The organism is Micromonospora sp. DT231 (genome assembly GCF_049847025.1).
Lineage (GTDB): Bacteria > Actinomycetota > Actinomycetes > Mycobacteriales > Micromonosporaceae > Micromonospora.
Genome location: NZ_JBNCNO010000021.1, coordinates 45,970 through 71,851 on the forward strand (window position 1 = coordinate 45,970; position 25,882 = coordinate 71,851).

Below are 25,882 nucleotides of genomic sequence, written 5' to 3' on the forward strand. Positions count from 1 at the left end.
GACGGTGGGGACCGGAGAGGGGATGACGATGCTGCAGGCGATGCTCTACCTGTTCGTCTACTTCCTGCTGACCATCCCGGTCTTCCTCGGCCTGGCGTTCGTGGGCCAGGTCCGCGGATCGGTGCGGGCACGGCGAGCATCGGAGTTGGTGCTGGTCACGGGCATCGCCGCGCTGGTCCCGGTGGTGCTGCACCGCGCGCTTGACGTGCCGGCGCTCTGGCCGGCGGTGGCGCTGCTGGTGGTCCTCCTCGTGATCGGCGTGGTGCTGCGGGTCCGCTCGTACTCGCGGTCTGCCTGACCCGATCCACGGGGATCCATCGGATGGCATCGGCCAGGGCTGCGAGGGCTGGACGTATTCCGCTACGGTCTCCACAGGAGTGTCCGTCGGTGGGGTGTTGCTGCCTTGCCGCGGGGGAGGGGTGCGGCAAAGCCGCCACCACAACATGACGGAAGGGTGTGAAGCATGGCGTTCGAGGTCGAAGCTGCGACTCTGCATACCGCCGCGAGTGACGTGCGGTCCACGCGCAGCGAGGTTGACGGCGAGCTGAAGAAGCTCTGGAACGTGGTCGACGACCTGGCTATCGCGTGGAAGGGCCAGGCGTCCACGGGCTTCCAGTCGCTGATGACGCGCTGGAGCGAGGACACGAGCAAGCTGCTGACGGCGATGGACAACATCGCCGACCTGCTCGACAAGTCGGGCACGACGCACGAGGTCAACGACCAGGATCAGCAGCAGATGCTGGACAAGTTCCACTCTGCTCTCAACCCGTGATCCGCAGCCAGCAGAGGAGGAAATCGTGACGATCAAGGTTGACTACGCGGTCCTCGAGAGCAGCAACCAGCAGATGCAGGCCATCTCGAAGACGCTCGAGGAAAAGCTCGACACGCTGCGGGCGATGCTGACCAAGCTCCACTGGGACGGCGAGGACCGGGTTGCCTACGAGCAGCACCAGGCGAAGTGGGATGCGGCGGTCCAGGACATCAACCGCATCCTGAACGAGATCGGCGGTGCCGTCGGCATCGCCCGGGAAAACTACCTCAGCACCGAGATGAGCAACTCCAAGGTGTGGAGCTGAGGCATTCACCGATGCGGCTCCGGTCCGGTTCATCCGGGCCGGAGCCGCGTTGTGTCTAGGGCTGCGTCAGTCAAAGCCCTCGGCTCGACTGAGGGCCTTCGTCAAAGCCCCTGGGCGCGCGGAGCGACGGTCAGCCGGCGGCCGGCGCGTCGGGGCGTCGGCCCGGGCGCCAGCCGCGTCGGCGGCCCCGGGCCACGATCGGTCGCGCGATCAGCAGCAGCACGGTGAGCAGCCCGCCGACCGCCGCGGCCCAGATCGCGGCGACGCGCTGCCAGCGCAGTGGGTCGTCGTGCGCGACGGGCGCCGGGAGGGCGGCGGCCGGCGGGTTCGCCCGGGTGCCCAGCAGGCCCGACACCGCCCGGTACGGGTTGACCACGCCGTAGCCGATGTCGCCGTTGTGGCCCTCCGGTGGGTTGTCCGCGGTGCGTTCCAGCCGTTCGGCGACCTGCTGCGGGGTGAGACCCGGGTAGGCGGCCCGGATCAGCGCGGCCACTCCCGAGACGTACGCGGCGGCATAGCTGGTCCCGCCGGTCGGCTCGCCGCGGTAGCCGGACCCCTGTGGCGCCGGCCCGATGATGTTCAGCCCCGGTGCGGCGATGTCGACGTAGTCGCCGCTGATCGAGCTGCCCACGTGACCGCCCTGCTCGTCGACGCCGCCGACCGCGATCACGCCGGGGTACGCGGCGGGGTAGCCCGGCCGGTCCTGCTGGTCCTCCGTCCGGTTGCCGGCGGCGGCGACGAGCACCACCTGCTTGGCCAGCGCACGGTCGACGGCCGCCGTCAGCTCGGGGAGGGGGACGGTCGTGAGGGACAGGTTGATCACGCCGGCGCCCTGTTCGACGGCCCAGTCGATCGCCGCGGCGATCTGCACGGGAAGTTGGGGGTCCCTGGTGTCCTTGAGGTTCGGCAGGACCCGGATCGGCAGGATGCGGGCGGCCGGAGCGACGCCGCTGAACGGGACGCCGGTGCCCTCTCGGCCGGCGATGATGCCGGCAATCATCGTGCCGTGCCCGACCAGGTCGCACTGGCCCTGGTGGGCGGGCAGGTTGTTGAAGTCGCGACCCGGGAGCACCTGGCCCGCGAGCAGCGGATGGGTGGCGGAGACGCCGGAGTCGATCACCGCGACCGTCACTCCGGCGCCCCGGGACAGCGGCCACGCGGCGGACGGCTCCAGCCGGCGCAGCGCCCACGGCATCGCCGTCAGGGCCTCCTCGCTGGCCGGGCCGCAGGCCGGTGGTGCCGCTCGCGCCGGTGTGGGCGCCACCAGGGCGGTGCCGAGCAGAGCCACGAGCGCTCCACTGAGGACACCGCGAGCGGCACGGCCGCTGCGGCGGAACGGGTGGGTCGCGCTCAACGGCGGGCATTCGCGCACCCGCAGAGATTACCGCTGCGTCCCGTGGGGCAGCGGCCCGGCGAGGTGGGTCAGGCCTCGGTGCCGACCTCCGGAGCGGGCGTCTCGGCGAACAGCGCGAGCAGGGCGCCGACCTGGCGGTCGGCCTCGGCGGGGTGCCGGAACCGGCCGGCCGGGTTGAGGGTGTATTCGTTGCGCCGTCCGACCCGGGTGCGGTGCAGGTAACCACCGGCTTCCAGGTCGGCGACGATCGCCTGCGCGGCCCGTTCGGTCACCCCGACCTCGGCCGCGACGTCGCGGAGCCGGGCGGTGGGGTCGCGGGCGATGGCCAGCAGCACGTGCCCGTGGTTGGTGAGGAACGTCCAGTTCCGCCCGCCGCCGGTGTCACCCGTCGCAGTGCTCGCCATCGTGTGACCGCCTCTCCGGACGTCCGTCCTGCCCTCGGGAGTCTCGCCCGCCGTGCGCTCGGTGCGCCACCCAGGGGTCGGACCCGACGTCAACGTATGAAATCTAAATCACGCATACCTTGACGCGTCTTGGGGTGCGTGTGACCGTGGAGCCCGGGCCAGCGCCGCCGCCGGCCCGGCTGAAAAGCCCTCTGACCAGGTCAGACGCGTGAAGACGAGGTGCGGGGATGAGTCGTCCTGGAACTCCCGGCGGGCAGCCGGGTCCGCAGCGGACCGCCGACCGGGCGTCCGCGCCCAGTGAGCCGGCCCGGGCGTACGCCGAGCTGACCGCCGGAAACCGGCGCTTCGTCAGCGGCGCCCCACGCCACCCCAACCAGGACGCCGGGCACCGGGCCGCCGTGGCCGACGGACAGCACCCGTTCGCGGTGATCGTCGGCTGCTCCGACTCCCGTCTGGCCGCCGAGATCATCTTTGACCGGGGGCTCGGTGACCTGTTCGTGGTCCGCACGGCCGGGCACACCGCCGGTCCGGAGGTGCTCGGCAGCGTGGAGTACGCGGTGACGGTCCTCGGCACCCCGCTCGTGGTGGTGCTCGGCCACGACTCGTGCGGGGCGGTGCAGGCGGCGCGGGAGTCCTCCGCGACGGGCACCCAACCTCCCGGGCACCTGGGCGCGGTGGTCGATGCCGTGCTGCCCAGTCTGCGCAGGGCCGAGGCCGAGGGTGTGCACGACATCGACGGCATCGTCGACATCCACATCGCGCAGACCGTCGAGACGCTGCTCCGGCAGTCGCCCGTGCTGGCCGACGAGGTGGCGCAGGGGCGGTGCGCGGTGGTGGGCGTGTCGTACCGCCTCGCCGCCGGAGTCGTACGCCCGGTGGCGGCCGTCCCGGCCGGCTTCGCGTCGCTCGACGTGCCGACCGGGTCGGCCGACCCGGCCACGGCCGCCTAGGGGCTGACACGTCGAGGGCCGCCCCGCGTGGTGCGGAGCGGCCCTCGACGAAGGATCCGGTGGGTCAGAGCAGCGACATGTGCACGTGGTCGGTGTGGTTCGACGGCCCGCTGTACGACTTCCAGCCGCTCGCCGGGAACCAGATCTGCCGGTTCCAGATCACGTAGTAGATGCCGAGCCGGTCGGCGTTACGGATGAGGAAGGCGGCGACGTTGTTGCCGTACATCCGGGTGTCGTTGTTGTGCCACGGGGCGAAGCCGCTCTTCTGCAGCGACCAGTCGCAGGCGCGGCCCTTCGGGTGCTCCCACGGCCCGCCGGAGCGGTAGCAGCCGACGAACCGGTTGAAGCCGGCCGCCTTGACCTCCTTGTACGCGTGCAGCGTGCGTGGCGTGATGCAGCCGGACGTGGTCGGGTCGTTCTCGCTGCAGGACTGTGCCTTCCAGTCACCGTCGGCGGTGCGGCCCGGCCCGATCTTGGCGACCTTCGAGGTGGCGTCCACCAGGCCGCCGGTGAAGCCCTTGCCGCCGACCAGGGAGAGCGCCTTGTCGGCCTCGGTCTTCCGCTTGGCCATCACGGCGGTCTGCTTCTGTTGCTCGCGGACCTCGGTGTCGAGGAGCAGCTTGGCCTGCTCGGCGCGGGACTTCACCGCGTTGACCTCGGCGAGCTTGTTCTCGTTCACCATGTTGATCTCGTCGAGCATCGCGGCACGTTGGACGAACGTGTCCGGAGCGTCGCTTTCGAGCAGCATCGCCAGCGCGCCGATCCGACCGGTCCGGTACGACTGGGCGGCGATCTCCCCGACCTGTGGCGCCAGCGCGTCCAGGTCGGCCTTGGCCCGGTCCACCTCAAGCGCCAACTCGAGCTGCCGCTTCTTGGACTTGTCCAGTCTGGACTTGGCGGCGGAGTAGTCGCGGTTGGCCTGCTCGATGACGTCGTTGAGCAGCTGGGGCTCGCCGTCCTCCTCGTGCCCGGACGGCGTGGGGGTCGTCGGGGCGGCGTGGGCCGGGAGGGGCCCGGCGAGCACGGTCAGTGCGGCGATCACGGCCACCACGGGTGTCATCCAGCGGCGTAGGGGTGCCGTCACAATGTTCCCTTCCGTCGACCGCCGACCGGGTTAGCTGACGGGTTCGGGGCGGAAGTGGCCCCTACCGCTGACGCGGATTCACCCCACACACCTGGGTCCCCGGCTCGCCGGTTGGCGATTGGGCGGTGGCACCGCAGGCGCCGCTTCGCGCCTTCATCGGTAACCGGCAGCGAGGTTACCCGAGAGTCGACTGGGTGAGCTACGCCTGGATGCCGACCAAAAGTGTCATTTCGCCATAGCGGTGGGTAACCAGTGACGCGGTTCTCAGGTGGGGGACCCGATCTGGTCACGCTGAGGAGTGTCACCATGCCGTATCCGTGCTCCTGTTCGACTCCGGCCACCCGTCGGTGGCGGTGGATGGGCGCCGGGTCCGCGTCTGGTCCGGCTCGTCGGGTTGCCGCGATCGCGGCGCGTTGAGGGCGGCCAGCGCCTCCGCCCGGTCGTCCGCCCGGGGGCGCGACCGGGTGGCATCGACGGGCGGCGTGGTGTCGGCGCGCCCGGCCGCGGTCACGATCGCGGCCAGTCCGGTGGTCAGCGGCACGGCGGCGATCAGCCCGAGTGTCGCGACCGCGCTGCGGACGATCTCCTGCGCGAGGAACTCGCTGGTGAGGAGCTGCCCGATCGGCCGCGCGTCGGCGGTGAGCAGGAGCAGCAGGGGCAGCGACGCGCCCGCGTACGCCAGCACGATCGTGTTGACGGTGGAGGCGATGTGCGCCCGGCCGACACGTGTCGCCGCACGGTAGAGCTGCCTGCGGGTCAGCCCGGGATTGGCGTTCGCCAGCTCGGTGACGGTGGCCGCCTGGGTGACCGTCACGTCGTCGAGCACCCCGAGCGACCCGATGATGATCCCGGCGAGCAGCAGGCCGTGCAGGTCCACGTCACCCTGGAACATCGACAGAGTCGTCGCGTCCTCGCTGCCGAAGCCGGTGAGGTGCGTTGCCCCGGTGGCGATGGTGGCGAGCGCGCCGGTCAGCACCAGGCTGCCCAGGGTGCCGAGCACCGCGACCGAGGTCTGCGCGGTGACGCCGTGGGTCAGATAGAGCACCACGAACATGATCAGGGCGGCGCCGACCACCGCCACCAGGAGAGGTGACCGGCCGGCGCCGATGCCCGGCAGCACGAAGGTGAGCAGGATGGCGAAGCTGGCCGCCAACCCGGCGAGCGCGGCCAGCCCCCGCCACCGGCCGAACGCGACGATCGCGGCGGCGAAGACCACCGCCAACCACACAAGTGGGGTGCCGCGCTGGTGCTCGGCGATGTTCCAGTTACTGAGCGTGGGATCGGTCGGGTCGGTCAACTCGACAAGGACGACCTCGTCGCCGACGTCGACCCGTGGCGCGCCCGGGCCGTCGGGCACCGGTGTGCTCACCTGTTGGCCGGCGGCCGGTCCGTCGTCCACCCGGACGTCGACGGTGCCGCACGGCCCGTTGCCGACCCTGGGTGTGCCCTCCGGGCTCGACGGCAGCGGCGGGCACGGTTCGGTCACCACCCTTGTCACCGTGCCGGCGTAGCGCGGCACGTCCGCTCCGCCGTCGGTCCGCGGTGCTCCTCCGCGCGGCCAGAGCAGCGCCGCGGCGACCACTGTGGCGACGAAGAGGGGCACCACGGTCATGACGAGGATCCGTCGCACCCGGGGTGGGGCGGACGGAGCGGGGCGGGCGTGGTCGGAACCCAAGTCGAGACTCCCAACGATCCGGTGCGGGATACGTGCCGGCGGGCCGCGCGGTTCAGTGTCGTCACCGAAAGGCGGCGCGGGGCGCGGCGGATCGCGAACCGACGACCACGCGATCACGGACGGTCAGTGCCCGGCCCTGGTTGCCCGGAAGTCGGCCCCTCGCCGCGGTGCCGGCACCCGCGCTGTATCTGCCGCGCTGCGTCAGCCGCGCTTCATCAGCCGGCCGACCGCCGCCATCATCTCGGTGGCCATCTCGTCGGCCCGTCCCTCGGCCGCACCCTCGTGCATGCAGTGCCGGGCGTGCCCGTCGAGCAGCCCCAGCGCCACCTTGTCGAGCGCGGCCTGGATCGCGGAGATCTGGGTGAGCACGTCGATGCAGTAGCGGTCGTCGTCGACCATCTTCTCGATGCCGCGGACCTGCCCCTCGACTCGGCGGAGCCGCGCGAGCAGCTGGTCCTTGCTGGCGGTGTACCCGCGGATCGGGGTGGGTGCGCTCATGCCGACCAGGATAGCCTACCCCCTGGGGGTATGGTACGGTGCACTTCCGAGGGGGATACCCCCACCGGGTACCGGTACGCAGAGGGAGACGATCCGATGGTCAACACGACGTTCCAGGTGCAGGGCATGACCTGCGGGCACTGTGTCAGCGCGGTAAGCGCCGAGGTCGGCGCCATCGCGGGCGTACGTGACGTCCAGGTCGATCTCGCGACCGGGCAGGTCACCGTGAACAGCGAGCAGCCCCTCGACGTGCAGGTCGTCCGGGCCGCCGTCGACGAGGCCGGCTACGACCTCGTCGACGCGTGAGCGGGGGGCCGACATGCGTACCGTGACGAGAGTGGCCGGGTTCGCTGTCGGCCTCGCGGCGATCTTCGGCGCGACGTACGGGGTCGGTCGGGTGGTCGACCGCGCCCCGGTGGCCGAGGGCCGGCACGACGGCCACGCCGACCCGGCGACGAGAGGGCACGGCGAGCCGGCCGACCGGATTCCCGGTGGACTGCTCGTCTCCGACCGCGGCTACACCCTCGACCCGGTCGACGCCCCGGCCGACGAGTTCGCCTTCCGGATCACCGGTCCGGACGGCCAGCCGGTGACCCGGTACGACGTGGCGCACGACAGGAGGATGCACCTGATCGTGGTCCGCCGGGACCTCTCCGGTTTCCGGCACGTGCACCCCGACCTGGCCGCGGACGGCACCTGGCGGGTCGGCACGCCGCTGGCCGGCCCGGGGCAGTGGCGGGCGTTCGCCGACTTCACACCGACCGGGGGTGAGTCGCTGACGCTCGGCGTGGACGTGACGGTCCCCGGCGAGCTGACCGACCGACCGCTGCCCGCCCCGGCGACCAGCACCACCGTCGACGGCTACACGGTCACCCTGACCGGCTCGCCGCAGCCCGGCCGCACCGCCCCGCTCACCTTCACCGTCAGCCGGGACGGCCGGCCGGTCACCGACCTGGAGCCCTACCTGGGCGCGTACGGGCACCTGGTGGCACTGCGCCGGGGCGACCTCGCGTACCTGCACGTGCATCCGGACGGGACGCCGGGCGACGGGCGGACCCGGCCCGGCCCGGCCGTCAGCTTCCTCGCCGAGGTGCCCTCGACCGGCGCCTACCGGCTCTACCTCGACTTCCAGCACGGCGGGACGGTGCACACCGCCGAGTTCACAGTCGTCGCCGGCAACCCGCCGACCGGGAACAACCCGAGCGGACCCGCACCGAGCGGACCCGCACCGAGCGGACCCGCGCCCAGCGGCGGCGCCGACCACGGCACCCCCGGGCACGGGCACAACTGACGGGACCCCACACCATGACCACCACCAGCAGACCGCTGCCCGAGGCGCCCAACCGGATCGAGTTGGCGATCGGCGGGATGACCTGCGCCGCCTGCGCCGCCCGGATCGAGAAGAAGCTCAACCGGATGGACGGCGTGAGCGCCGCCGTCAACTACGCCACCGAGAAGGCAACCGTCCGGTACGCCGACGGCGTCACGCCGGACGACCTGATCGAGACCGTGCGCAAGACCGGGTACACGGCGGCGCTGCCGACCCCGCAGCCGGTCGAGGAGCCGACCGACCCGTTGCGCGGCCCGCGTACCCGGCTCTGGGTCTCGGTGGTGCTCAGCGTGCCCGTGGTCCTGCTGGCCATGGTCCCGGCCTGGCAGTTCGACTACTGGCAGTGGCTGTCGCTGACCCTTGCCGCGCCGGTGGTGGTCTGGGGTGGGCTGCCGTTCCACCGGGCCGCCTGGACCAACCTGCGGCACGGCGCGGCGACGATGGACACGCTGGTCTCGCTCGGCACCCTGGCCGCGTTCGGCTGGTCGCTCTGGGCGCTCTTCCTCGGTGACGCCGGCATGCCCGGAATGACGCACCCGTTCCGCTTCGACATCACCCGCACCGACGGGGCCGGCAACATCTACCTGGAGGCGGCCGCCGGGGTGACGGTGTTCATCCTGGCCGGCCGCTACTTCGAGGCCCGATCCAAGCGGACCGCCGGCGCGGCCCTGCGCGCCCTGCTCGACCTCGGCGCCAAGGAGGTGGCAGTGCTGCGCGACGGGGTGGAGACCCTGATTCCGGTGGATCGGCTTGCCGTCGGTGACCGGTTCGTGGTGCGCCCCGGAGAGAAGATCGCCACCGACGGGGTGGTCGACGAGGGCACGTCCGCCGTCGACGCCAGCATGCTCACCGGCGAGTCGGTGCCGGTCGAGGTCGGCCCCGGCGACGGCGTGGTCGGCGCGACAATCAACGCGGGCGGACGGCTGATCGTCAGCGCCACGCGGGTCGGCGCGGACACCCAACTCGCCCGCATGGCCGACCTGGTCGAGCAGGCGCAGAGCGGCAAGGCCGCCGTCCAGCGGCTCGCGGACCGGATCTCCGGTGTCTTCGTGCCGATCGTCATCGCCCTCGCCGTCGGCACGCTCGGCTGGTGGCTCGGCACCGGCGCCGGCCCGACCGCCGCGTTCACCGCCGCCGTCGCCGTGCTGATCATCGCCTGCCCCTGCGCGCTCGGCCTGGCCACCCCTACCGCGCTGCTCGTCGGCACCGGCCGGGGAGCGCAACTCGGTGTGCTGATCAAGGGGCCGGAGGCGCTGGAGTCGACCCGCCGGGTGGACACCGTCGTGCTGGACAAGACGGGCACCGTGACGACCGGCCGGATGACCCTGGTGGACGTGGTGCCGACGAGCGGCACGGATCGGGGCGAGCTGCTCCGGCTCGCGGGGGCGGTGGAGGCCGCCTCCGAGCACCCGATCGCCCGCGCGGTCGCGGCGGGCGCCGCCGAGGCGGGGTCGCTGCCCCCGGTGACGGGCTTCGGCAACCTCGAAGGGCTGGGCGTGACCGGCGCCGTCGACGGAAGGGTCGTGCTCGTCGGTCGGGTGCGGCTGCTGCGGGAGCGGGGGATCGACGTACCGCCGGAGGTCGAGTGGGCCGTCCGCGACGCGGAGGCCGCCGGCCGTACGGCGATCGTCGCGGCCTGGGACGGGCGGGTCCGGGGTGTGCTCGCGGTCGCCGACGTGGTCCGGCCGACCAGCCGGGCGGCGGTGGCCCGGCTGCGGGCGCTGGGGCTCACCCCGGTCCTGCTCACCGGGGACAACGCCACGGTGGCCCGCGCGATCGCCGCAGAGGTGGGCATCGACGAGGTGATCGCCGAGGTGCTGCCGGCCGGCAAGGTCGACGTGGTCAAGCGGCTCCAGGCGCAGGGGCGGTCGGTGGCGATGGTCGGTGACGGGGTCAACGACGCCCCGGCGCTGGCCCAGGCCGACCTGGGGTTGGCCATGGGCACCGGCACCGACGTGGCGATCGAGGCGTCCGATCTCACCCTCGTCCGGGGCGACCTGGACGCCGCGGTGGACGCCATCCGGTTGTCCCGGCGCACGCTCGGCATCATCCGGGGCAACCTGTTCTGGGCGTTCGGTTACAACGTGGCGGCTCTGCCGTTGGCCGCCGCCGGGCTGCTCAATCCGATGATCGCCGGCGCCACGATGGCGTTCTCCTCGGTCTTCGTGGTGGCCAACAGTCTGCGGTTGCGCCGGTTCCGTCCGGCCGCGGCCGATCGCAGACTGTGACGGCGGTAATGGTTGGACCGGCGACGGCGGGGGTACTGGTGGTGGTGTAGCGACGCTTGCAATGGAGGTTGGCAATGGGATTCGACGATAAGATCAACAACGCCACCGAGGACGCGACCGGCAAGCTGAAGGAAGGCGCCGGTCGGGCCACCGACAACGAGCAGCTCGAGGCCGAGGGTCGCGCTGACCAGTCCACGGCCAAGCTCAAGCAGGCCGGCGAGAAGATCAAGGACGCCTTCAAGAGCTGACGTACGACGTAACCCGCACGCCGGGCCGGTGATCATTCACCGGCCCGGCGTGTCTGTGTGTCCGGCCCCGTGCCGTGACCCTGAGAACCCCCTGATTCCGCCCTCGGCCTGTATCGCCGCGTCGGCACACCTGCTAACTTCCTTTTGCATGTGCGAGGGCCGGTTGTGAGCAGTGCTCCGTCGCCAACCGGCGACGACCTGGTGCGGGTGCTGGCCTCGTTGGCCAACCCGCACCGGCTGCGGATCGTCGCCGCGCTGGCCCGCGAACGTGCCTACGTCAGCGGGCTGGCCCGGCAACTGGGCATCAGCCGAGCGCTGTTGCAGGTACACCTACGGAAGCTGGCGGCGGCCGGTCTGGTCACCGCGAGCCTGGAGTTGTCGGAGGACGGTAAGGCCATGAACTACTACGAGGTGCAGCCGTTCGTGCTCACCCTCACCCCCGAGATCATCGCGGCGGCGGCCGAGACGCTGACCGTGCCCACCTCGGTCGACCAGTAGGGAGCGAACCGATGAGCGAACACGACTGGACCGAGGTGGTCGGCGCGATCGGCATCTTCGCCTTCCTGGTCAGCGTGGCCACGGTGACCATCGTGCAGCTCGCCAAGACCCGGCGGGCCCGGTTCGAGGCGTCCCGCGCGGACGACTACCGCCGGCTCGCCGAGACCGCCGCACAGGCGCAGGCGGAGAACGCCCGACTGCTCGCGGCCATGGACGGCCGGCTGGGCGGCATGGAGACCCGGATGACGAAGCTCGAACGCGTCCTGCTCGAGGTCGACTGACCACGGCCGAAGACCCCGGGCCGTCGAGCGGCTACTCGACGACCCGGGCGGAAGCAGCATCACCTCGCCCACTGGGCGAGTTTCACCGGCAACGCTCCTTCGAGGAGAGGACAGCACTTCATGCTGCGTGTACGCAAATCCGCAGTCGGCTGGGCGGTCGCCCTGGCCCTCGCGGCCGCCGGCCTGACCCCGGCGAGTCCGGCCGCCGCCCACCCCACGATCGACTGGCATCCCTGTGCCGCCGACGACTCCGCCGAGTGCGGCACCCTGTCACTGCCTGTCGACTGGGACCGGCCCCGGGGGGAGCGCTTCGACCTCGCGCTGGCCCGCCGGGTCGCCACACCTGCCACCCGCGAGGGTGCGCTGGTCTTCGGCCCCGGCGGGCCGGGCGACAGTGGCGTCGACCGGGTGGTCAACGGCAGCTCCCGGTTCAGCGCCGACCTGCGCCGCCGGTTCGACATCGTCAGCTTCGACCCCCGTGGCACCGGCGGCAGCAACCCGGTGGTCTGCTCGCGCGCCCTGCTCGCCCAGCAGCCGCAACTGATCGCCGACCAGGCCCAGTTCGACGCCACGCTGGCCGGCAACGCGCTGCTGCGGGCCGACTGCCGGGCGCGCACCGGGCCGCTCTACGACCACGTGGACACGATCAGCGCCGCCCGGGACCTGGACGCGATCCGCGCCGCGCTCGGCGAGCGGCAGCTCACCTTCCACGGCAGCTCGTACGGCACCCTGCTCGGCGAGCAGTACGCCGAACTGTTCCCGCACCGGGTCCGGGCCATGGTGCTGGAGGCCGCGGTGGACCACAGCGTCGGCACCCGCGCGTTCCTGGACACCCAGGCCGTCACCTCGGAGGACGCGTTCGACGAGTTCGTCGCCTGGTGCGACAGGTCCGCGGCCTGCGCCCTGCACGGGCGGGACTTTCGGGCACTCTGGGAGAGGCTGCGCGCCCGGGCCGAGGCCGGCACGCTCACCGACCCGGAACGGCCAGGCGTCGTGCTGACCCCGTTCGAGTTGAGCCGGCTCACCCACAGGTATTTCTACGACACCTGGCGCTGGCCGGGGCTCGCCGAGTGGTTGGGCGAGATGGAAGCTCCCGCCACCGCGCGAAGCGCCGGCCCGTCCACGGGCGACGCCGTGGCGCCGTACCCGTTCGCGGTCTTCTGCCAGGACTGGAGCCTGCCGGTCCGTGACTACCGGGAGTACGACGGACACCTGCGCCGGGTGGCCCGGCTCGCGCCCGACCTGCGGTATCCGACGGCGGTGTTCGCCCTCGCGACCTGCCTGGGCACCCCGACGCCGGTCGCCAACCCGCAGCACCGGCTGCGGGTGCGTACCGACGTGCCGCTGCTGGTCGCCGCCACCGTGCACGATCCGGCCAGCGGGTACAACTGGGCCACGAACGTGGTGCGGCAGTTGGGCCGGCACGGCGTGCTGCTCACCTACGAAGGCTGGGGGCACGGCAGCTACACCACCAGCCCGTGTGTCGAGCGGGCCGTCGACGCCTACCTGATCGACCAGGTAGTGCCGGCCGGGGGCGCCACCTGCCCAGCCGTCGACCCCGACGTGTGACCGTGCCGCCGCCGGCCGCCGGGGTCAGACCTGCCCGGCGGCCGGCGGCTGTCGCACTCCCGCCAGCCGGGCGGCCCGCAGCTCCAGGTACCGCTGCTCGGGCCGGCTCGTGGTGCCCCGGGCCGCCGCCAGGTACGCCTCCCGCGCCGCGCCGGCCTCCCCGGCCAACTCCAACAGGTGCGCCCGGACAGCGGTGAGCCGGTGGTGCCCGGCGGTGCGCTCGTCGGCGTCCAGGGACGTGAGCAGGGCGAGCCCGGCCCGGGGCCCGTCCACCATGGCAACCGCCACCGCCTGGTTGAGGGTGACAAGCGGGTTCGGCGCGACCCGGGCCAGCAGCCGGTAGAGCGCGACGATCTGCCGCCAGTCCGTCTCCGCCGCCGTCGGCGCCTCGGCGTGCACCGCGGCGATCGCCGCCTGAAGTTGGTACGGGCCGGGCGGCGACCAGGTCAACGCGTCGGTGATCAGCGCGATCCCCTCCGCGCTGGCGGCCGCGTCCCACCGGCTGCGGTCCTGCTCGGCGAGCGGCACCAGCTCCCCGTCCGGGCCGAGCCGGGCCGCCCGGTGCGCGTCGGTGAGCAGCATCAACGCCAGCAGCCCGCTCACCTCGCCGTCGTCGGGCAGCAGCCCGTGCAGGATGCGCGCCAGCCGGATCGCCTCGCCGGTCAGCTCCGCCCGGTGCAGGTCCGGGCCACTGGACGCCGTGTAACCCTCGTTGAAGATCAGGTAGAGCACCCGGAGCACCGTGCGCAGCCGCTCGTCCCGTTCGGCCGGACCGGGCATGGTGAACCGGGCGCCGGCGGCCTCGATCCGCTGCTTGGCCCGGCGGATCCGTTGACTCATCGTCGCCTCCGGCAGCAGGTGCGCCCGGGCGATCTGGGCGGTGCTGAGACCGCCGACCGCGCGCAGGGTGAGCGCCACCTGCGCCGACCCGGTGAGCGCCGGGTGGCAGCAGAGGAACAGCAGGGTGAGAGTGTCGTCGGCGTCCGCCACCGCGGGCTCCGCGTCGGCCGCCGGAGCCACCCCGGCGTACGCCGGCTCGCGCAGCGTCACCGCCAACTCGCGGTCCCGGCGGGCGTTCTCGCTGCGCCACTCGTCGGTGAGCCGCCGAGTGGCCACGGTGAGCAGCCACGCGCGCGGACTGTCCGGTACGCCCTGCGTGGGCCACTGTGTCGCGGCGGCGAGCAGCGCCTCCTGGACCGCGTCCTCACATCTGTCGAACTGGCCGTGCCGGCGGACCAGCAGGCCGAGGACCTGCGGCGCGACCGTGCGCAGCAGATCCTCGACCGTCCGGTCGTCGGTCACATCTCCGCTCCGGCCTCGTCCATGATCGGGCGAACCTCCATGGCGCCGCCGAAGCGCACGTCCGGCCAGCGGGCGGCGATCTCGGCGGCCCGCTGCGGGCTGTCGCAGTCGACCGCCAGGTAGCCGGCGAACTGCTCCTTGCTCTCCATGAACGGCCCGTCGATGACCTCGGCCCGGCCGTCGACGGCCCGGACCGTCACCGTCTGCGACGGATTGGCCAGCGCCTGGCCGCCGATCAACTCACCGGTCTCGGTCAACTCCTTCATGATCTCGTCGACCTCGCCGAACAGGGCGGTCCGGTCCTGCTCGGAAAGCTCCTCGGTGAAGCCGGGCCGGTTCCAGATCAGCAGCATGTACTTCACGGCGACGCTCCTCAGGCCTTGTTCGCACCCCGGTCGGGGCGCGACTCACCACAGGGTCGGAGCCGACAACCCGTTCCCTACGGCGTACCGAAGAAAATCGTAGAAATCGTCGCCGGTGGGGGCCCCACGCCGGGCTGCTCAGCGCCGATCGGGTCGGCCCGGCACCTGGCGGGGCTTGCGTCCGCCGCCGACGTCGAGCGACGCCCGGTCGGCGGCCGAGGTGCCCGACGACCAGCCCTCGGCGTCGCGCACGCTGAGTCGGTGCCGGGTCACGCCGGGAAAGAGCGTGTCCAGTCGCTCCCGGACCGCCTCGCCCCGGGCGGCGAGCACCGGCAACAGGCGCTCCGCCCCGGCCGTCTCGGCCGCTGCCTGGTCCGCCGCGTCGGTGGCCGCCTCGGTGGCCGCGCGCAACCGCTCACCGATCCGCAGCGCGAACGCGTTGAGGAACGACTCGTCCCACACCTTCGTCCGCCGCCCCGATCCGGGCCGACGCTCGGCCCGCCCGCGCAGCATGGCCGCGGTGGCCTGCACCAGCAGCGAGGTGTAGAGCAACTCCACCGCCACCAGGTCGGCCGGCCAGCCCAGCACTGTGGCGAAGCCCAGATCGTCGGACCAGACCGCCTCGCACCTGTTCGCCGCCGCCACCTCCTGCACCAGCAGTGCCTTCGCGCCCGCGTACGGGGTGTCGGTGCTCAGGCGTACCCCGCCGGGCACGTCGCCGCGCTCCGACCCGGCGGCCAGCAGCGCCTCGTCGATGCTGTGTCGGGCGATCAGCTCCTGCGCCTTACCGGTCAGCGCCTCCGCCTCGGCCGGGAAGGTCGTCGACTCGGCCTTGGCCAGCAGCGCCCGGACCCGATCCAGCATCGGCGACCCGCTGCGCGCCGGACCGGCCGACCGGGCGGTCGCCGCACCGCTCGACCCGGGTGGCGGGCGCAGCACCGCGATCGGCGGCAGGCTCTCCACGAGCGCGAGGACGTCCACGGCCGTACGGAGCGCGTCGACCCGATCCAGCGACTCTCGGGCGGACCAGCCGGCCAGCACGTTCTCGGCGTTCGCCCGCCCCTCGGTGGTGACCTCGCGGAGCTGCTCGTCGAACCAGGCCGGGACCGGATCCGGCTGCTCGCGCCGTTGGACGGCCATCGCGTCGCGGACCAGTCGCGCCGCGCGGGCGTCGAGTCGCCGCGCGGTGATCCGGTCCAGGTCGACGGGCTGCCAGCCGCGCGGCCAGAGCCGCGTCAGGCCGCGGACCAGGCGGCGCAGCAACGCCGCGTCCACCGCCGTGGTGCCGTCCGCCGCGCCGGTGCCGACGATCAGTTGGTCCAGCTGCCGTTCGGCCTGCCGTACGTCGGCGCCGCGCACCGCCGCGAGTGCGTTGGCGACGAGTTCGTCCGCGTCCGGCACGGGCACCTCCTTCTCGGGTTCCGCTGCCGGCGAGGCTTCCCGACCCGCCTCAGCTCCATGATCATGCCCCGCGAGGCCCCGAAGGCACGAAACGGGGATGTTGCCGCCGCCGCACCCGCCGGGCCGTGCTTGATCAACACGGGTTCCTTGAAAGCGCGGCATCCCGCCGGGCTGGACACCCCGATTTCACCGAACTCGTGTGGACCTTGGCGGGGCGCATCGCCACGCCGGCCGTGGTGGCGGTGATTCGTCACGGTTGGGGGTATTTTTGGCCTTGACTGGCGGATGCGAGGTGCGTGGTGGTCGGTTCGAGCCTGCCGGGTGGGCGCACCGCCGACGTGCCGGACGAGCGCTCCTCCGCGCTCGCCGGCGTCCTGATCGGCATCGCGATCATGGCCGCGGTGGACGAGATCGTCTTCCACCAACTGCTGGCCTGGCACCACTTCTACGACCTGTCGACCCCGTCGGTGGCGCTGCTCTCGGACGGGCTGCTGCACGCCGCCGAGGTGATCGCCCTGGTCGGTGGGTTCTTCTGGTTCGCCGACCTCCGCCGCCGACACGCCCTGTCGACAGGGCTCGCGTGGGGTGGCTTCCTGCTCGGCGCCGGCGGGTTCCAGCTCTTCGACGGGCTGATCGACCACAAGGTCCTTCGGCTGCACCAGATCCGCTACGGCGTACACCTCGTGCCGTACGACGTGGTGTGGAACGTGGCCGGCGCGGCACTGCTGCTGGCCGGCGCCCTGCTGATCTGGCGTGCCGGGTCGCGCGACAGCCCTCGATGACGGCGCCGCTGCCCGGTCCGCCCGCCTGGTCCGTGCCGCCGTTCGCGCACGGTGGGCCCGCGACGGACGGCTCGTCCTGGCTGCCGCTGTTGCCCGTCGCGCTGCTGGCCGGCGGCTACCTGCTGGCCGCCGCGCGCGACCGGAGGGGTTGGGGTCATCGGCGGACCGCCGCCTGGCTGGCCGGATGCGCGGGGCTTGCGGTCGCCGTCGGGCCGCTGGCCCAGGTCCCCGACGATCCGCGCGGGCATATGGCGCAGCACCTGCTGCTCGGCATGCTGGCCCCGCTGGGGCTGGTGCTCGGCGCCCCGGTGACGCTGCTGCTGCGGGTCGCGTCGCCGCCGGTACGCCGGGCGGTCGGGCGGCTGTTGCGCGCCCGCCCGCTGCACCTGCTCGCGCACCCGGTGACCGCCGCGCTGCTCAGCACGGGTGGGCTGGCGCTGGTGCTGCTCACCCCGCTCTACGCGGCGGCCGAGCGGCAACCCGTGCTGCACCACGCCCTGCACCTGCACTACCTGGCCGCCGGCTACCTCTTCGCCTGGTCCCTCGCCGGGCCGGACCCGGCGCCGCGCCGCCCGGGGCTGGCGGTACGGGTCGGCGCGCTCCTGGGCGCGGCGGCCGGCCACGCTGTGCTGGCCAAGTACCTGTACGCACAGGCCGGCACCCTCCCGCCCGGCCTCGACAACCCGGATCCGGAGGCGTTCCGCTCCGCCGCCCAGCTCGTGTACTACGGCGGCGACCTGGCGGAGATCCTGCTCGCCACGGCCCTCTTCACGAGGTGGTACAACCGCCGCCGCCCGGTGATCAGGAGGGTTGCGTCGACGGAGAGCGGTGCCGTGACGCACAGCTCCTGATCAGCGCGGCCGGGGTGCGGAGGTGCCCGATCGAAGGGCGGTGGCGAGGTGCTGGAGGAACGTGCGGATGCTCTCCTCGCTGTGCCGGGTCTCGATCTCGTCGTTGAGCGGGACCTCGGAGCGCAGCGCCTCGTCCAGCGCGTCAAGCGTCGCGGTCCGGTCGCCCGGGTAGCGCCCCTCGACCACGCCACGGGCGACCCAGGCCACCACCGAGTCGTCGAGCACCTGCTCGAACTGGATCCCGTAGAGAATTCCGTTGATGTGGCCCTTCCACAGGTCAGTGGCCATGCTCGTCGACTCCCTGAGAAGTGGCTGCCGTCCCGGCCGGGATCGGTTCTGCCGAGCGTGCCACCACTTTCCGGGACGTGCAGACCCGTCAGGTCCGTCGCGGCCAGGTGGCGAGAATCTCCGCCGCGGGCAGGACGTCCCGCTCCGGGTCCGGGGCGGGGGCCGGTCGGGCGGTGGGCGTCCGGTCGAAGCGGGGCGCCGGGGCCGGTTGGATCTCGCCGCCGACCTCGACGAAGGTGCCCCGCGCGGCGTTGTGCGGGTGTGTGTGCGCCTCGCCCGGGGCGAGCACCGGCGCGACGCAGGCGTCCAGGTCGCTGAAGACCGCCGTCCACTCGTCCCGGGTCCGCTCGGCGAACCGCGCCGTGAAGCGCCGGCGCAACACCTCCCAGCCGCTCGGGTCGTACTGCGCCGGCAGGTCCGGGTCGTCGGCCAGGTCGAGGCCGCTGAGGAGTACGGCGTAGAAGGCCGGTTCCATCGCGCCGACGGCCATGAATCCACCGTCGGCGGTGGCGTACGTGTCGTAGAACGGCGCTCCCCCGTCGAACATGTTGTGCCCGCGCGGCGCGGACCACAGGCCACTGCCGAGCAGCCCGTGCAGGAACGACGTGAGCAGCGCCGACCCGTCCACCATCGCCGCGTCGACCACCTGGCCGACGCCGGAACGTTCCCGTTCCAGCAGCGCCGCCAACACACCGACGGCGAGCAGCATGCCGCCCCCGCCGAAGTCGGCGAGCAGGTTCGTCGGCGCGTACGGGCGCTCGCCGGCCCGGCCCAGCGGCTCCAACGCCCCCGCCACCGCGATGTAGTCGATGTCGTGCCCGGCCCGCGACGCCAGCGGGCCGTCCTGTCCCCAGCCGGTCATCCGCGCGTACACCAGCCCGGGGTTGCGGGCCTGGCACACCTCCGGGCCGAAGCCGAGCCGCTCGGCGACCCCCGGCCGGTACGCCTCGACGAGCACGTCCGCCCGTTCGGCGAGGCGCAGCAGGTCGGCCACGCCCGCCGGAGACTTCAGGTCCAGCGCGGTCACCCGTCGGCCGCGCTGCAACGGCCCGCCGGTCGGCGCGGCCAGCCGCCCCGCACCCGGGGCGCCCGGCCGGTCCACCCGCACCACGTCCGCGCCGAGGTCGGCGAGCACCATGCAGCCGAACGGCGCCGGCGCGAGGCTTGCCAACTCGACCACCCGCACCCCGGCGAGCGGCCCACCGCGCGCCGGCCCGCTGCGCGCAGAGTTGCCCCGCGCCGGCCCGCCCTGCGCCGGCCCGCCCTGCGCCGGCCCGGCCTGCGCTGAGCCGCTGTGCGCCGGATGGCCGTTCGCCGATTCGCTGCGCGCCGATCCGGCAGGCTCGCCGCCGCTGCCAGGCCCGCCGTCAGTGCCAGGCTCGTCGGCGGGCGACTCGGACGGAGCTGCGGGCCCCGTCACGCGACGCCTGCCGGTTCGCCGGAACGGGCGGCCAGCCGGTCGACCAGGTCGGTCGGGGGTGTGAACCGGTCGCCGTACCGGTCGGCCAGCTCGGCGGCCCGGGTCGCGAAGCCGGCGGGACCGCCCGCGTACTGCCGGACGTAGCGGATGACCCCGCCGGTCCAGGCGGGAAAGCCGATGCCGAAGATCGAGCCGATGTTGGCGTCGGTCTCGGTGCGCAGCACCCCCTCGTCGATGCAGCGCAGCGCGTCCAGCGCCTCGGCGAAGAGCATCCGCTCCTGGAGGTCGGTGAACGGCACCGCCCGTCCGGCGTCGGTGACCAGGTCGGTGAGGCCGGTCCACAGCCGGCCCCGGGTGCCGTCGTCGTAGGAGTAGAAGCCGCGCCCGGCGGTACGCCCCGGCCGGTCGTACGCGTCGACGAGCTCGTCGACGAGCCGGTGCGCGGGCAGCGGCAGGTACTCCTCGCTGGCGGCCTCGAACTGGCGGCGGATCCGCTGGATCAGGGTGAGACTGACCTCGTCGGCCAGAGCGAGGGGCCCGGTCGGGTAGCCGGCCTGCAACGCGGCCTGCTCCACCGACGCGGCCGGTACGCCCTCGGCGACCATGCCGACCGCCTCGTCCAGGAACCGACCGATCACCCGGCTGGTGAAGAAGCCCCGGCCGTCGTTGACCACGATGGGGGTCTTGCCGATCCGCCGACCCAGGTCGAACGCCCGCGCCAGGGTGGTGTCGCTGGTCCGCTCGCCGACCACGATCTCCAGCAGCGGCATCCGGTCCACCGGGGAGAAGAAGTGCATGCCGATGACGTCGGCCGGCCGGTCCACACCCTCGGCCAGTCCGCTGATCGGCAGGGTGGAGGTGTTGGAGGCGAGCAGCGCACCCGGCGCCACCACCGGCAGCACCTCGGCGAAGACCGCCCTCTTCAACGCCGGATCCTCGAAGACCGCCTCGATCACCGCGTCGCAGCCGGCGAGGGCGTCCACCTGGTCGGTGGTGGTGATGCGGCCCAGCACCGCTCGGGCGTCCGCCTCCGTCGCGCGGCCCCTGCGTACCGCGCGGGCCAGCAACCGTTCGGCGTGCTCCCGCGCCCGGCCGGCGGCCTCCGGCGTGACGTCCCTGACCACCACGTCCAACCCGGCGCTGGCGCAGGCGTACGCGATGCCCGCGCCCATCATGCCGGCGCCGAGCACCGCCACCCGGCGCACCGGCGGGGCGTCCACGTCGGTCGGCCGGGCCGCGCCGCCGTTGACGGCCTTCAGGTCGAAGAAGAAGGCGCCGATCATGTTCTTGGCGACCTGCCCGGTGAGCAGGCCGATCAGGTGCCGGGTCTCCACTGTGAACGCGGTCGCCAGGTCGACCTGCGCCCCCTCGACGGCGGTCGCCAGGATCGCCTCGGGCGCGGGCAGCCGGGCACCCTTGAGCTGCTTGCGCAGGGTGGCCGGGAAGGCCGGCAACTGGGCGGCCAGCGAGCGGCTGGCCGGGGTGCCGCCGGGCATCCGGTAGTCCGGCCGGTCCCACGGCTGGCTCGGGTGCGGGTTGGCGGCGATCCAGGTGCGGGCCCGGTCCAGCAGCACCGCCGGGGTGGCGGCCACCTCGTCGACAAGCCCCGCGGCCAGGGCGTCGGCGGGGCGCATCCGGCGACCGGTGAGCAGCACCGTGGTCAGTGCCGCGGCCAGGCCGAGCATTCGTACCGTCCGGGTGACACCGCCGGCCCCGGGCAGCAGGCCCAGGGTCACCTCGGGCAGCCCGAGCCGGCTGTCCGGCGCGTCCAGCGCGATCCGGTGGTGACAGGCGAGGGCGATCTCCAGGCCACCGCCGAGCGCCGAGCCGTTGATCGCGGCGACCACCGGTCGGCCCAGCGTCTCCAACCGGCGCAGGTCCCGCTTGATGGTGCCGAGCAACTCGGCCAGCTCGGGGGCGTCGGCTCGGGTCGCGCGGACCATCGCCGGCAGGTCCCCGCCGGCGAAGAAGGTGGACTTGGCGCTGGTCACGATCACGCCGACGAGATCGGGTTCCGCCTCCAACCGGTCGAGCGCGGCGCTCATGGACGCGGCGTACGCCCGGTTCATGGTGTTCGCGGACTGGTCGGGGTCGTCCAGGGTGAGCGTGACGATGCCGTCGGCGTCGCGGTCGTACCGGATGGTGTTTGTCATTGTCGTCCCCCGGGTCAGCAGCGCTCGAGAACCGTGGCGACGCCCATGCCGCCGCCGATGCAGAGGGTCACCACGGCGCGGCGCAGGTCGCGGCGCTCCAACTCGTCCAACGCCGTGCCGAGCAACATCGCCCCGGTCGCGCCGAGTGGGTGGCCGAGCGCGATCGCGCCGCCGTTGACGTTCACGCGGTCCGGGTCGAGGCCCAGGTCGCGGACGTACGTGAGGACCACCGCCGCGAACGCCTCGTTGATCTCGAACAGGTCGATGTCGTCGACTGTCAGCCCGGCGACGGCGAGCGCCTTGCGGGTGGCCGGGATCGGGCCGGTGAGCATCAGCGTCGGGTCGGCGCCGCTGACCGCCGCGCTGACGATCCGGGCGCGCGGGGTGAGGCCGAGGTCCCGGCCCACCGACTCCGAGCCGATCAGCACAAGTGCCGCGCCGTCCACGATGCCGGACGAGTTGCCGGCGTGGTGGACGTGTTCGATGGCCTCCAGCCAGTGGAACTTCTGCAACGCGACCGCGTCGAACCCGGCCGACTCGCCAATCGTGGCGAACGACGGGGTGAGCCGGGCCAGCGCCTCCCGGGTGGTCTCCGGGCGGGGGTGCTCGTCGGCCGTGAGGATGTCCAGCCCGTTGCCGTCGCGTACCGGGACCACCGAGCGGGCGAAGTGCCCGCCGGCCCACGCCTTGGCGGCCCGCTCCTGCGACCGCAGCGCATAGCCGTCCACGTCGTCGCGGGTGAACCCCTCCAGGGTGGCGATCAGGTCGGCGCTGACGCCCTGCGGCACGAACGACGTGGCAAGCGCGGTCTGCGGGTCGGTGGCCCAGGCCGCGCCGTCGGCGCCCATCGGCACCCGGGACATCGACTCCACCCCGCCGGCGAGCAGCAGGTGCTCCCAGCCGGAGCGGATCCGCGCGGCGGCCGAGTTGACCGCCTCCAGTCCGGAGGCGCAGAACCGGTTGAGCTGCACCCCGCCCACCTGGTCGGGCAGCCCGGCCAGCAGCGCGGCGGCGCGGGCCAGGTCGCCGCCCTGCTCGCCGACCGGGGTCACGATGCCGAGCAGCAGGTCCTCCAGCCGGCCCACGTCCAGGCCGGGGTTGCGCTCGCGCAGCGCGTCGATCAGGCCGACCACAAGCGAGATCGGCTTGACCCCGTGCAGCGCGCCGGCGTCCCGGCCGCGTCCGCGCGGGGTGCGGACCGCGTCGTAGACGTACGCCTCAGAGGGCACGGGCGATCAACTCCTTCATGATCTCGTTGGTGCCGCCGTAGATCTTCTGGACGCGGGCGTCGGCGTACATCTGGGCGATCGGATACTCCGTCGTGTAGCCGTAGCCGCCGAAGATCTGGAGACACCTGTCGACGACCTCGCACTGCCCGTCGGTGAGCCACGACTTCGCCATCGCCGCGGTCGCCACGTCCAGGTCGCCGCGCGTGTGCCGGACGATGCAGTCGTCCAGGAAGACCCGGCTGACCCGGGCGCGGGTGGCGCACTCGGCGAGCACCATCCGGGTGTTCTGGTGGCCCATCAGCGTCTTGCCGAAGGCGGTGCGCTGCTTGGCGTACGCGACTGTCAACTCGACGGCCCGTTCCATGGCCGCGACCGCGCCGACGCCGATGACCAGCCGTTCCTGCGGAAGCTGCTGCATGAGCTGGATGAAGCCCAACCCTTCGGCGTCGCCGAGCAGGTTGGCCGCCGGCACCCGCAACTCGTCGAAGAACAACTCGGCGGTGTCGTTGGCGTGCAGCCCGATCTTGGACAGCAGCCGGCCCCGACGGAAGCCCTCCGGATCGCCGCCGACCTCGCAGACCAGCAGCGAGACACCCGCCGCCCGCTGCTCGGGATCGGTCTTCGCGGCCACGATGATCAGGTCGGCCAGGCCACCGTTTGTGATGAACGTCTTCGCACCGGTGATCAGGTAGTCGTCCCCGTCGCGGACCGCCCGGGTACGCATCGCCTGGAGATCGGAGCCGCCGTCCGGCTCGGTCATCGCGATCGCGCCGACGAGTTCACCGCTGCACAGGCCGGGCAGCCACCGCCGCTTCTGCTCCTCGCTGCCGTACGCGACCAGGTAGCCGGTGACGATGCCACTGTGGACGGCCAACCCCAGGCTGCTCTCTCCGGTGTACGCCTGCTCGTGCAGCAGCACCGCCTCGTGGGTGAACCGGCCGCCTCCGCCGCCGTACTCCTCCGGAACGGACAGTCCCAGCAGCCCCAGCTCACCGGCGCGGCGGTAGTGCTCCCGGTCCGGATGCCCCTGCGCCAGCAATCGGTCGGCGTGCGGCAGCACCTCCTTGGTGAAGAAGCTGCGGGCCAGGTCGGCGAGGTCGTCGTGCTCCGGCTCACGCCAGACTGAGGGAGAACCGTCGAGCGGGGGCGTCGGCATGTCCACCACCCTCGCGCCCTGTTGGCAGCATGTCAATAAGTCGTGGTCCGCAGCCGGCACAAGCGTCCGGGTCGCCCTTCCGGGTCGCCCTTCCGGGTCGCCCTTCCGGGTCGTCCTTCCGGGTCGTCCGCGAAGGGCAGATGTCCGCAGCCCGCCAGTGCCACGGGCGACTAGCCGCGGGTCGACTCACGTCGTCCGGAGGCCGCCAACCGCTCGGCGAGTGCGACGACACGGTCGCGGAGTTCGTCGGGGCGTTCGATGACGAACGGCAGGTCGAGTGTGGCGAGCACACCGGGTAACCAGTCGAGACTCTCCGCCCGGATCTCGACGCCCTGCCAGCCTTCGTCCGCACCCTCTCGCACCTCGGCGATGCTGGCCGGTAGCCGCCTGCGGATCTGCTCACGTGTTCCTTGTATCCGCAGCGACACCGCATGCTGGTACGGCGCCTGTGCCATCGAGGCGAGGAGCTGCCCCGCGGGATCGTTCCCGGCGGGCGGCTCGAACGAGCCGGGCAGCGTTCTCGCGTCCGCGATGCGGTCGAGCCGAAGGGTCCGATCCGCACCGATATCCGGATCGGCTCCGGTGACATACCACCGGCCCGCATGGTTGACCAGCCCGAACGGATGCAGCGTGCGGACGCTACGCCTGCCGTTGCGCGAGGTGTACTGGAGTGAGATCGGCCGGTGCTGGCGGACCGCCTCGGCGACCGTGAGCAGTACGTCCGTCCGCGGCGCGGGCAAGTCGCCGGGTTCGGTGGTGAAGGCGAGGGACTGGAGTACGGCGTCCAGCCGGTCCGCGATCCGCGACGGCAGGACGCGCCGGATTTTCGCGGCGGCGGTCTCGCCCGCCGTACCGGTCGCCGTCGACAGCCCGGCACGGCGGCCGGCAACCAGGCCGAGCAGGACGGCCAGGGCTTCGTCGTCGCTGAACATCAGCGGCGGCAGACGATAGCCGGCGGCGAGCCGATACCCGCCGTAGCGACCGCGCACCGACTCCACCGGCACGTCGAGGTCGACCAGGTGACTCACGTAGCGCCGCACCGTGCGTGGTTCGACACCGAGGCGCTCGGCAAGCTCGGCCATCGTCCGGACGCCGCCGGACTGTAGGAGCCCCAGCAGTGCGAGCACCTGGGCTGTCGGCCGTGCCACGGTCTGAACCTACCTCGAATACTGGACCAGATCTGTCCAGTATTCGGGTTAGCGTGCTGACGACAGACCGGCACCAACCGTACTGAGCAGGGAGAAGGCATGGATTTCGTATCGATCCGCATCATCACCGGCGACATCAACCGCCTGGTCGGCTTCTACGAGAAGATCACGGGCGTGCAGGCGGCCTGGGGCAACGAGGACTTCGCCGAGTTGCGTACCGCCCACGGCACGCTGGCGATCGGCAGTACCCGCACCGTCCCGCTGTTCGCGCCAGGGTCGGCCCGCCCGGCCGACAACCACACCGTGATCATCGAGTTCCTCGTGGCAGACGTGGACGCGCTCTACGAGAAGCTGCAACTCGTGGTGGAGGACTTCGTGAACGAGCCCATGACCATGCCCTGGGGTAACCGAGCCCTGCTCTTCCGTGACCCCGACGGCAACCTGGTCAACTTCTTCACCCCGGTGACCCCCGACGCGATCGCGAAGTTCGGCCGCTGACCAGGTTGACGCAGCCATGGCTCAGCAACCAGCGAGATGTCCAACCTGCGGCACCTCTTGATCAAGTGATGAAAAGTAGGACTCGCGGCTGCCCTTT

The 25,882-nt window shown here is 72.6% G+C and carries 28 protein-coding genes and 1 riboswitch; of the genes, 14 read left to right on the forward strand and 14 right to left on the reverse strand.

The genetic code is table 11. The features are described 5' to 3' along the window. The first annotated feature begins 22 nt into the window (after window positions 1–22). The 3 genes from ACPXBU_RS33655 to ACPXBU_RS33665 all read left to right on the forward strand — a co-directional run bounded on the left by ACPXBU_RS33655 (window position 23) and on the right by ACPXBU_RS33665 (window position 1,076). Window positions 23–298 carry a hypothetical protein gene (locus ACPXBU_RS33655; protein WP_425761252.1) on the forward strand — a complete coding sequence of 92 codons (276 nt, stop codon included), beginning with the start codon at window positions 23–25 and terminating at the stop codon, window positions 296–298. 165 nt (window positions 299–463) lie between these two features. After that, entirely contained in the window at window positions 464–772 is a 309-nt protein-coding gene (locus ACPXBU_RS33660; protein WP_357758822.1) for a WXG100 family type VII secretion target, read from the forward strand. Window positions 773–797: 25 nt separating this feature from the next. Then, the gene (locus ACPXBU_RS33665; RefSeq protein ID WP_393365898.1) at window positions 798–1,076 is read left to right on the forward strand and encodes a WXG100 family type VII secretion target; all 279 of its coding nucleotides are present in this window, start codon (window positions 798–800) and stop codon (window positions 1,074–1,076) included. 130 nt (window positions 1,077–1,206) lie between these two features. On the opposite strand, the gene mycP is transcribed toward ACPXBU_RS33665, so the two are convergent. After that, the gene (gene mycP, locus ACPXBU_RS33670; RefSeq protein WP_393365900.1) at window positions 1,207–2,448 is read right to left on the reverse strand and encodes a type VII secretion-associated serine protease mycosin; all 1,242 of its coding nucleotides are present in this window, start codon (window positions 2,446–2,448) and stop codon (window positions 1,207–1,209) included. A 50-nt stretch (window positions 2,449–2,498) separates the two neighbouring features. Beyond that, window positions 2,499–2,834, reverse strand: coding sequence for a helix-turn-helix transcriptional regulator (locus ACPXBU_RS33675; RefSeq protein ID WP_425761253.1), 336 nt, complete (start codon window positions 2,832–2,834; stop codon window positions 2,499–2,501). Window positions 2,835–3,061: 227 nt separating this feature from the next. Between ACPXBU_RS33675 and ACPXBU_RS33680 the strand changes: the two genes are divergently transcribed. Beyond that, window positions 3,062–3,784: a carbonic anhydrase gene (locus tag ACPXBU_RS33680; RefSeq protein ID WP_425761254.1), complete on the forward strand. Its 723-nt coding sequence runs from the start codon at window positions 3,062–3,064 to the stop codon at window positions 3,782–3,784. 64 nt (window positions 3,785–3,848) lie between these two features. Here the strand turns inward: ACPXBU_RS33680 and ACPXBU_RS33685 are convergent, their stop codons facing one another. The 3 genes from ACPXBU_RS33685 to ACPXBU_RS33695 all read right to left on the reverse strand — a co-directional run bounded on the left by ACPXBU_RS33685 (window position 3,849) and on the right by ACPXBU_RS33695 (window position 7,041). Further along, the gene (locus ACPXBU_RS33685) at window positions 3,849–4,868 is read right to left on the reverse strand and encodes a coiled-coil domain-containing protein (RefSeq protein WP_425761255.1); all 1,020 of its coding nucleotides are present in this window, start codon (window positions 4,866–4,868) and stop codon (window positions 3,849–3,851) included. Between the two features lie 4 nt (window positions 4,869–4,872). After that, window positions 4,873–5,003: riboswitch (cyclic di-AMP (ydaO/yuaA leader) on the reverse strand. A 166-nt stretch (window positions 5,004–5,169) separates the two neighbouring features. After that, the gene (locus tag ACPXBU_RS33690) at window positions 5,170–6,543 is read right to left on the reverse strand and encodes a YibE/F family protein (protein WP_425761256.1); all 1,374 of its coding nucleotides are present in this window, start codon (window positions 6,541–6,543) and stop codon (window positions 5,170–5,172) included. 201 nt (window positions 6,544–6,744) lie between these two features. Then, complete coding sequence (locus ACPXBU_RS33695) at window positions 6,745–7,041, reverse strand: metal-sensitive transcriptional regulator (RefSeq protein ID WP_355027247.1); 297 nt, start codon at window positions 7,039–7,041, stop codon at window positions 6,745–6,747. A 96-nt stretch (window positions 7,042–7,137) separates the two neighbouring features. Between ACPXBU_RS33695 and ACPXBU_RS33700 the strand changes: the two genes are divergently transcribed. The 7 genes from ACPXBU_RS33700 to ACPXBU_RS33730 all read left to right on the forward strand — a co-directional run bounded on the left by ACPXBU_RS33700 (window position 7,138) and on the right by ACPXBU_RS33730 (window position 13,195). Then, window positions 7,138–7,347: a heavy-metal-associated domain-containing protein gene (locus ACPXBU_RS33700; protein WP_425761257.1), complete on the forward strand. Its 210-nt coding sequence runs from the start codon at window positions 7,138–7,140 to the stop codon at window positions 7,345–7,347. Window positions 7,348–7,360: 13 nt separating this feature from the next. Beyond that, window positions 7,361–8,332, forward strand: a complete 972-nt coding sequence (locus ACPXBU_RS33705; RefSeq protein ID WP_425761258.1) for a hypothetical protein — start codon at window positions 7,361–7,363, stop codon at window positions 8,330–8,332. Between the two features lie 14 nt (window positions 8,333–8,346). Further along, a complete protein-coding gene (locus tag ACPXBU_RS33710; protein WP_425761259.1) occupies window positions 8,347–10,599 on the forward strand; it encodes a heavy metal translocating P-type ATPase in 2,253 nt (750 codons plus the stop codon). 74 nt (window positions 10,600–10,673) lie between these two features. Continuing rightward, window positions 10,674–10,847, forward strand: coding sequence for a CsbD family protein (locus ACPXBU_RS33715; RefSeq protein WP_036410891.1), 174 nt, complete (start codon window positions 10,674–10,676; stop codon window positions 10,845–10,847). Between the two features lie 165 nt (window positions 10,848–11,012). Next, entirely contained in the window at window positions 11,013–11,345 is a 333-nt protein-coding gene (locus tag ACPXBU_RS33720) for an ArsR/SmtB family transcription factor (RefSeq protein WP_393365915.1), read from the forward strand. 11 nt (window positions 11,346–11,356) lie between these two features. After that, window positions 11,357–11,626, forward strand: coding sequence for a hypothetical protein (locus tag ACPXBU_RS33725; RefSeq protein ID WP_393365917.1), 270 nt, complete (start codon window positions 11,357–11,359; stop codon window positions 11,624–11,626). A 120-nt stretch (window positions 11,627–11,746) separates the two neighbouring features. After that, on the forward strand, window positions 11,747–13,195 hold the full coding sequence (locus ACPXBU_RS33730) for an alpha/beta hydrolase (protein ID WP_425761260.1): 1,449 nt from the start codon (window positions 11,747–11,749) through the stop codon (window positions 13,193–13,195). 24 nt (window positions 13,196–13,219) lie between these two features. On the opposite strand, the gene ACPXBU_RS33735 is transcribed toward ACPXBU_RS33730, so the two are convergent. From ACPXBU_RS33735 to ACPXBU_RS33745, 3 genes are all read right to left on the reverse strand, one after another. After that, window positions 13,220–14,497 carry an RNA polymerase sigma factor gene (locus tag ACPXBU_RS33735; RefSeq protein WP_425761261.1) on the reverse strand — a complete coding sequence of 426 codons (1,278 nt, stop codon included), beginning with the start codon at window positions 14,495–14,497 and terminating at the stop codon, window positions 13,220–13,222. After that, window positions 14,494–14,850, reverse strand: coding sequence for a YciI family protein (locus ACPXBU_RS33740; protein ID WP_393367066.1), 357 nt, complete (start codon window positions 14,848–14,850; stop codon window positions 14,494–14,496). Before ACPXBU_RS33740 ends, ACPXBU_RS33735 begins: the two co-directional genes overlap by 4 nt. Before the next feature lie 147 nt (window positions 14,851–14,997). Beyond that, window positions 14,998–16,260: a DUF2786 domain-containing protein gene (locus ACPXBU_RS33745; protein ID WP_393365921.1), complete on the reverse strand. Its 1,263-nt coding sequence runs from the start codon at window positions 16,258–16,260 to the stop codon at window positions 14,998–15,000. A 299-nt stretch (window positions 16,261–16,559) separates the two neighbouring features. On the opposite strand from ACPXBU_RS33745, the gene ACPXBU_RS33750 reads away from it, so the two are divergent. Together ACPXBU_RS33750 and ACPXBU_RS33755 are read left to right on the forward strand one after the other, a co-directional pair. Then, a complete protein-coding gene (locus ACPXBU_RS33750) occupies window positions 16,560–17,042 on the forward strand; it encodes a DUF2243 domain-containing protein (RefSeq protein ID WP_393365922.1) in 483 nt (160 codons plus the stop codon). Further along, window positions 17,039–17,893 carry a cytochrome c oxidase assembly protein gene (locus ACPXBU_RS33755; RefSeq protein WP_425761262.1) on the forward strand — a complete coding sequence of 285 codons (855 nt, stop codon included), beginning with the start codon at window positions 17,039–17,041 and terminating at the stop codon, window positions 17,891–17,893. Before ACPXBU_RS33750 ends, ACPXBU_RS33755 begins: the two co-directional genes overlap by 4 nt. On the opposite strand, the gene ACPXBU_RS33760 is transcribed toward ACPXBU_RS33755, so the two are convergent. The 6 genes from ACPXBU_RS33760 to ACPXBU_RS33785 form a co-directional block, all read right to left on the reverse strand. After that, window positions 17,894–18,181: a hypothetical protein gene (locus ACPXBU_RS33760; RefSeq protein ID WP_425761263.1), complete on the reverse strand. Its 288-nt coding sequence runs from the start codon at window positions 18,179–18,181 to the stop codon at window positions 17,894–17,896. An 88-nt stretch (window positions 18,182–18,269) separates the two neighbouring features. Then, window positions 18,270–19,367, reverse strand: a complete 1,098-nt coding sequence (locus ACPXBU_RS33765; protein ID WP_393365926.1) for a CaiB/BaiF CoA transferase family protein — start codon at window positions 19,365–19,367, stop codon at window positions 18,270–18,272. A gap of 230 nt (window positions 19,368–19,597) precedes the next feature. Then, window positions 19,598–21,754 (reverse strand): 3-hydroxyacyl-CoA dehydrogenase NAD-binding domain-containing protein, encoded by a 2,157-nt coding sequence (locus tag ACPXBU_RS33770; RefSeq protein ID WP_425761264.1) that lies wholly within the window; start codon window positions 21,752–21,754, stop codon window positions 19,598–19,600. A gap of 14 nt (window positions 21,755–21,768) precedes the next feature. Beyond that, window positions 21,769–22,983: an acetyl-CoA C-acetyltransferase gene (locus tag ACPXBU_RS33775; RefSeq protein WP_425761265.1), complete on the reverse strand. Its 1,215-nt coding sequence runs from the start codon at window positions 22,981–22,983 to the stop codon at window positions 21,769–21,771. Further along, the gene (locus tag ACPXBU_RS33780) at window positions 22,973–24,139 is read right to left on the reverse strand and encodes an acyl-CoA dehydrogenase family protein (protein WP_393365932.1); all 1,167 of its coding nucleotides are present in this window, start codon (window positions 24,137–24,139) and stop codon (window positions 22,973–22,975) included. The genes ACPXBU_RS33775 and ACPXBU_RS33780 overlap by 11 nt, the downstream gene beginning before the upstream one ends. 170 nt (window positions 24,140–24,309) lie before the next feature. Next, window positions 24,310–25,287 carry a helix-turn-helix transcriptional regulator gene (locus ACPXBU_RS33785; protein WP_425761266.1) on the reverse strand — a complete coding sequence of 326 codons (978 nt, stop codon included), beginning with the start codon at window positions 25,285–25,287 and terminating at the stop codon, window positions 24,310–24,312. A gap of 99 nt (window positions 25,288–25,386) precedes the next feature. Between ACPXBU_RS33785 and ACPXBU_RS33790 the strand changes: the two genes are divergently transcribed. Continuing rightward, window positions 25,387–25,785, forward strand: a complete 399-nt coding sequence (locus tag ACPXBU_RS33790; RefSeq protein WP_393365936.1) for a VOC family protein — start codon at window positions 25,387–25,389, stop codon at window positions 25,783–25,785. The last annotated feature ends 97 nt before the right edge of the window (window positions 25,786–25,882 follow it).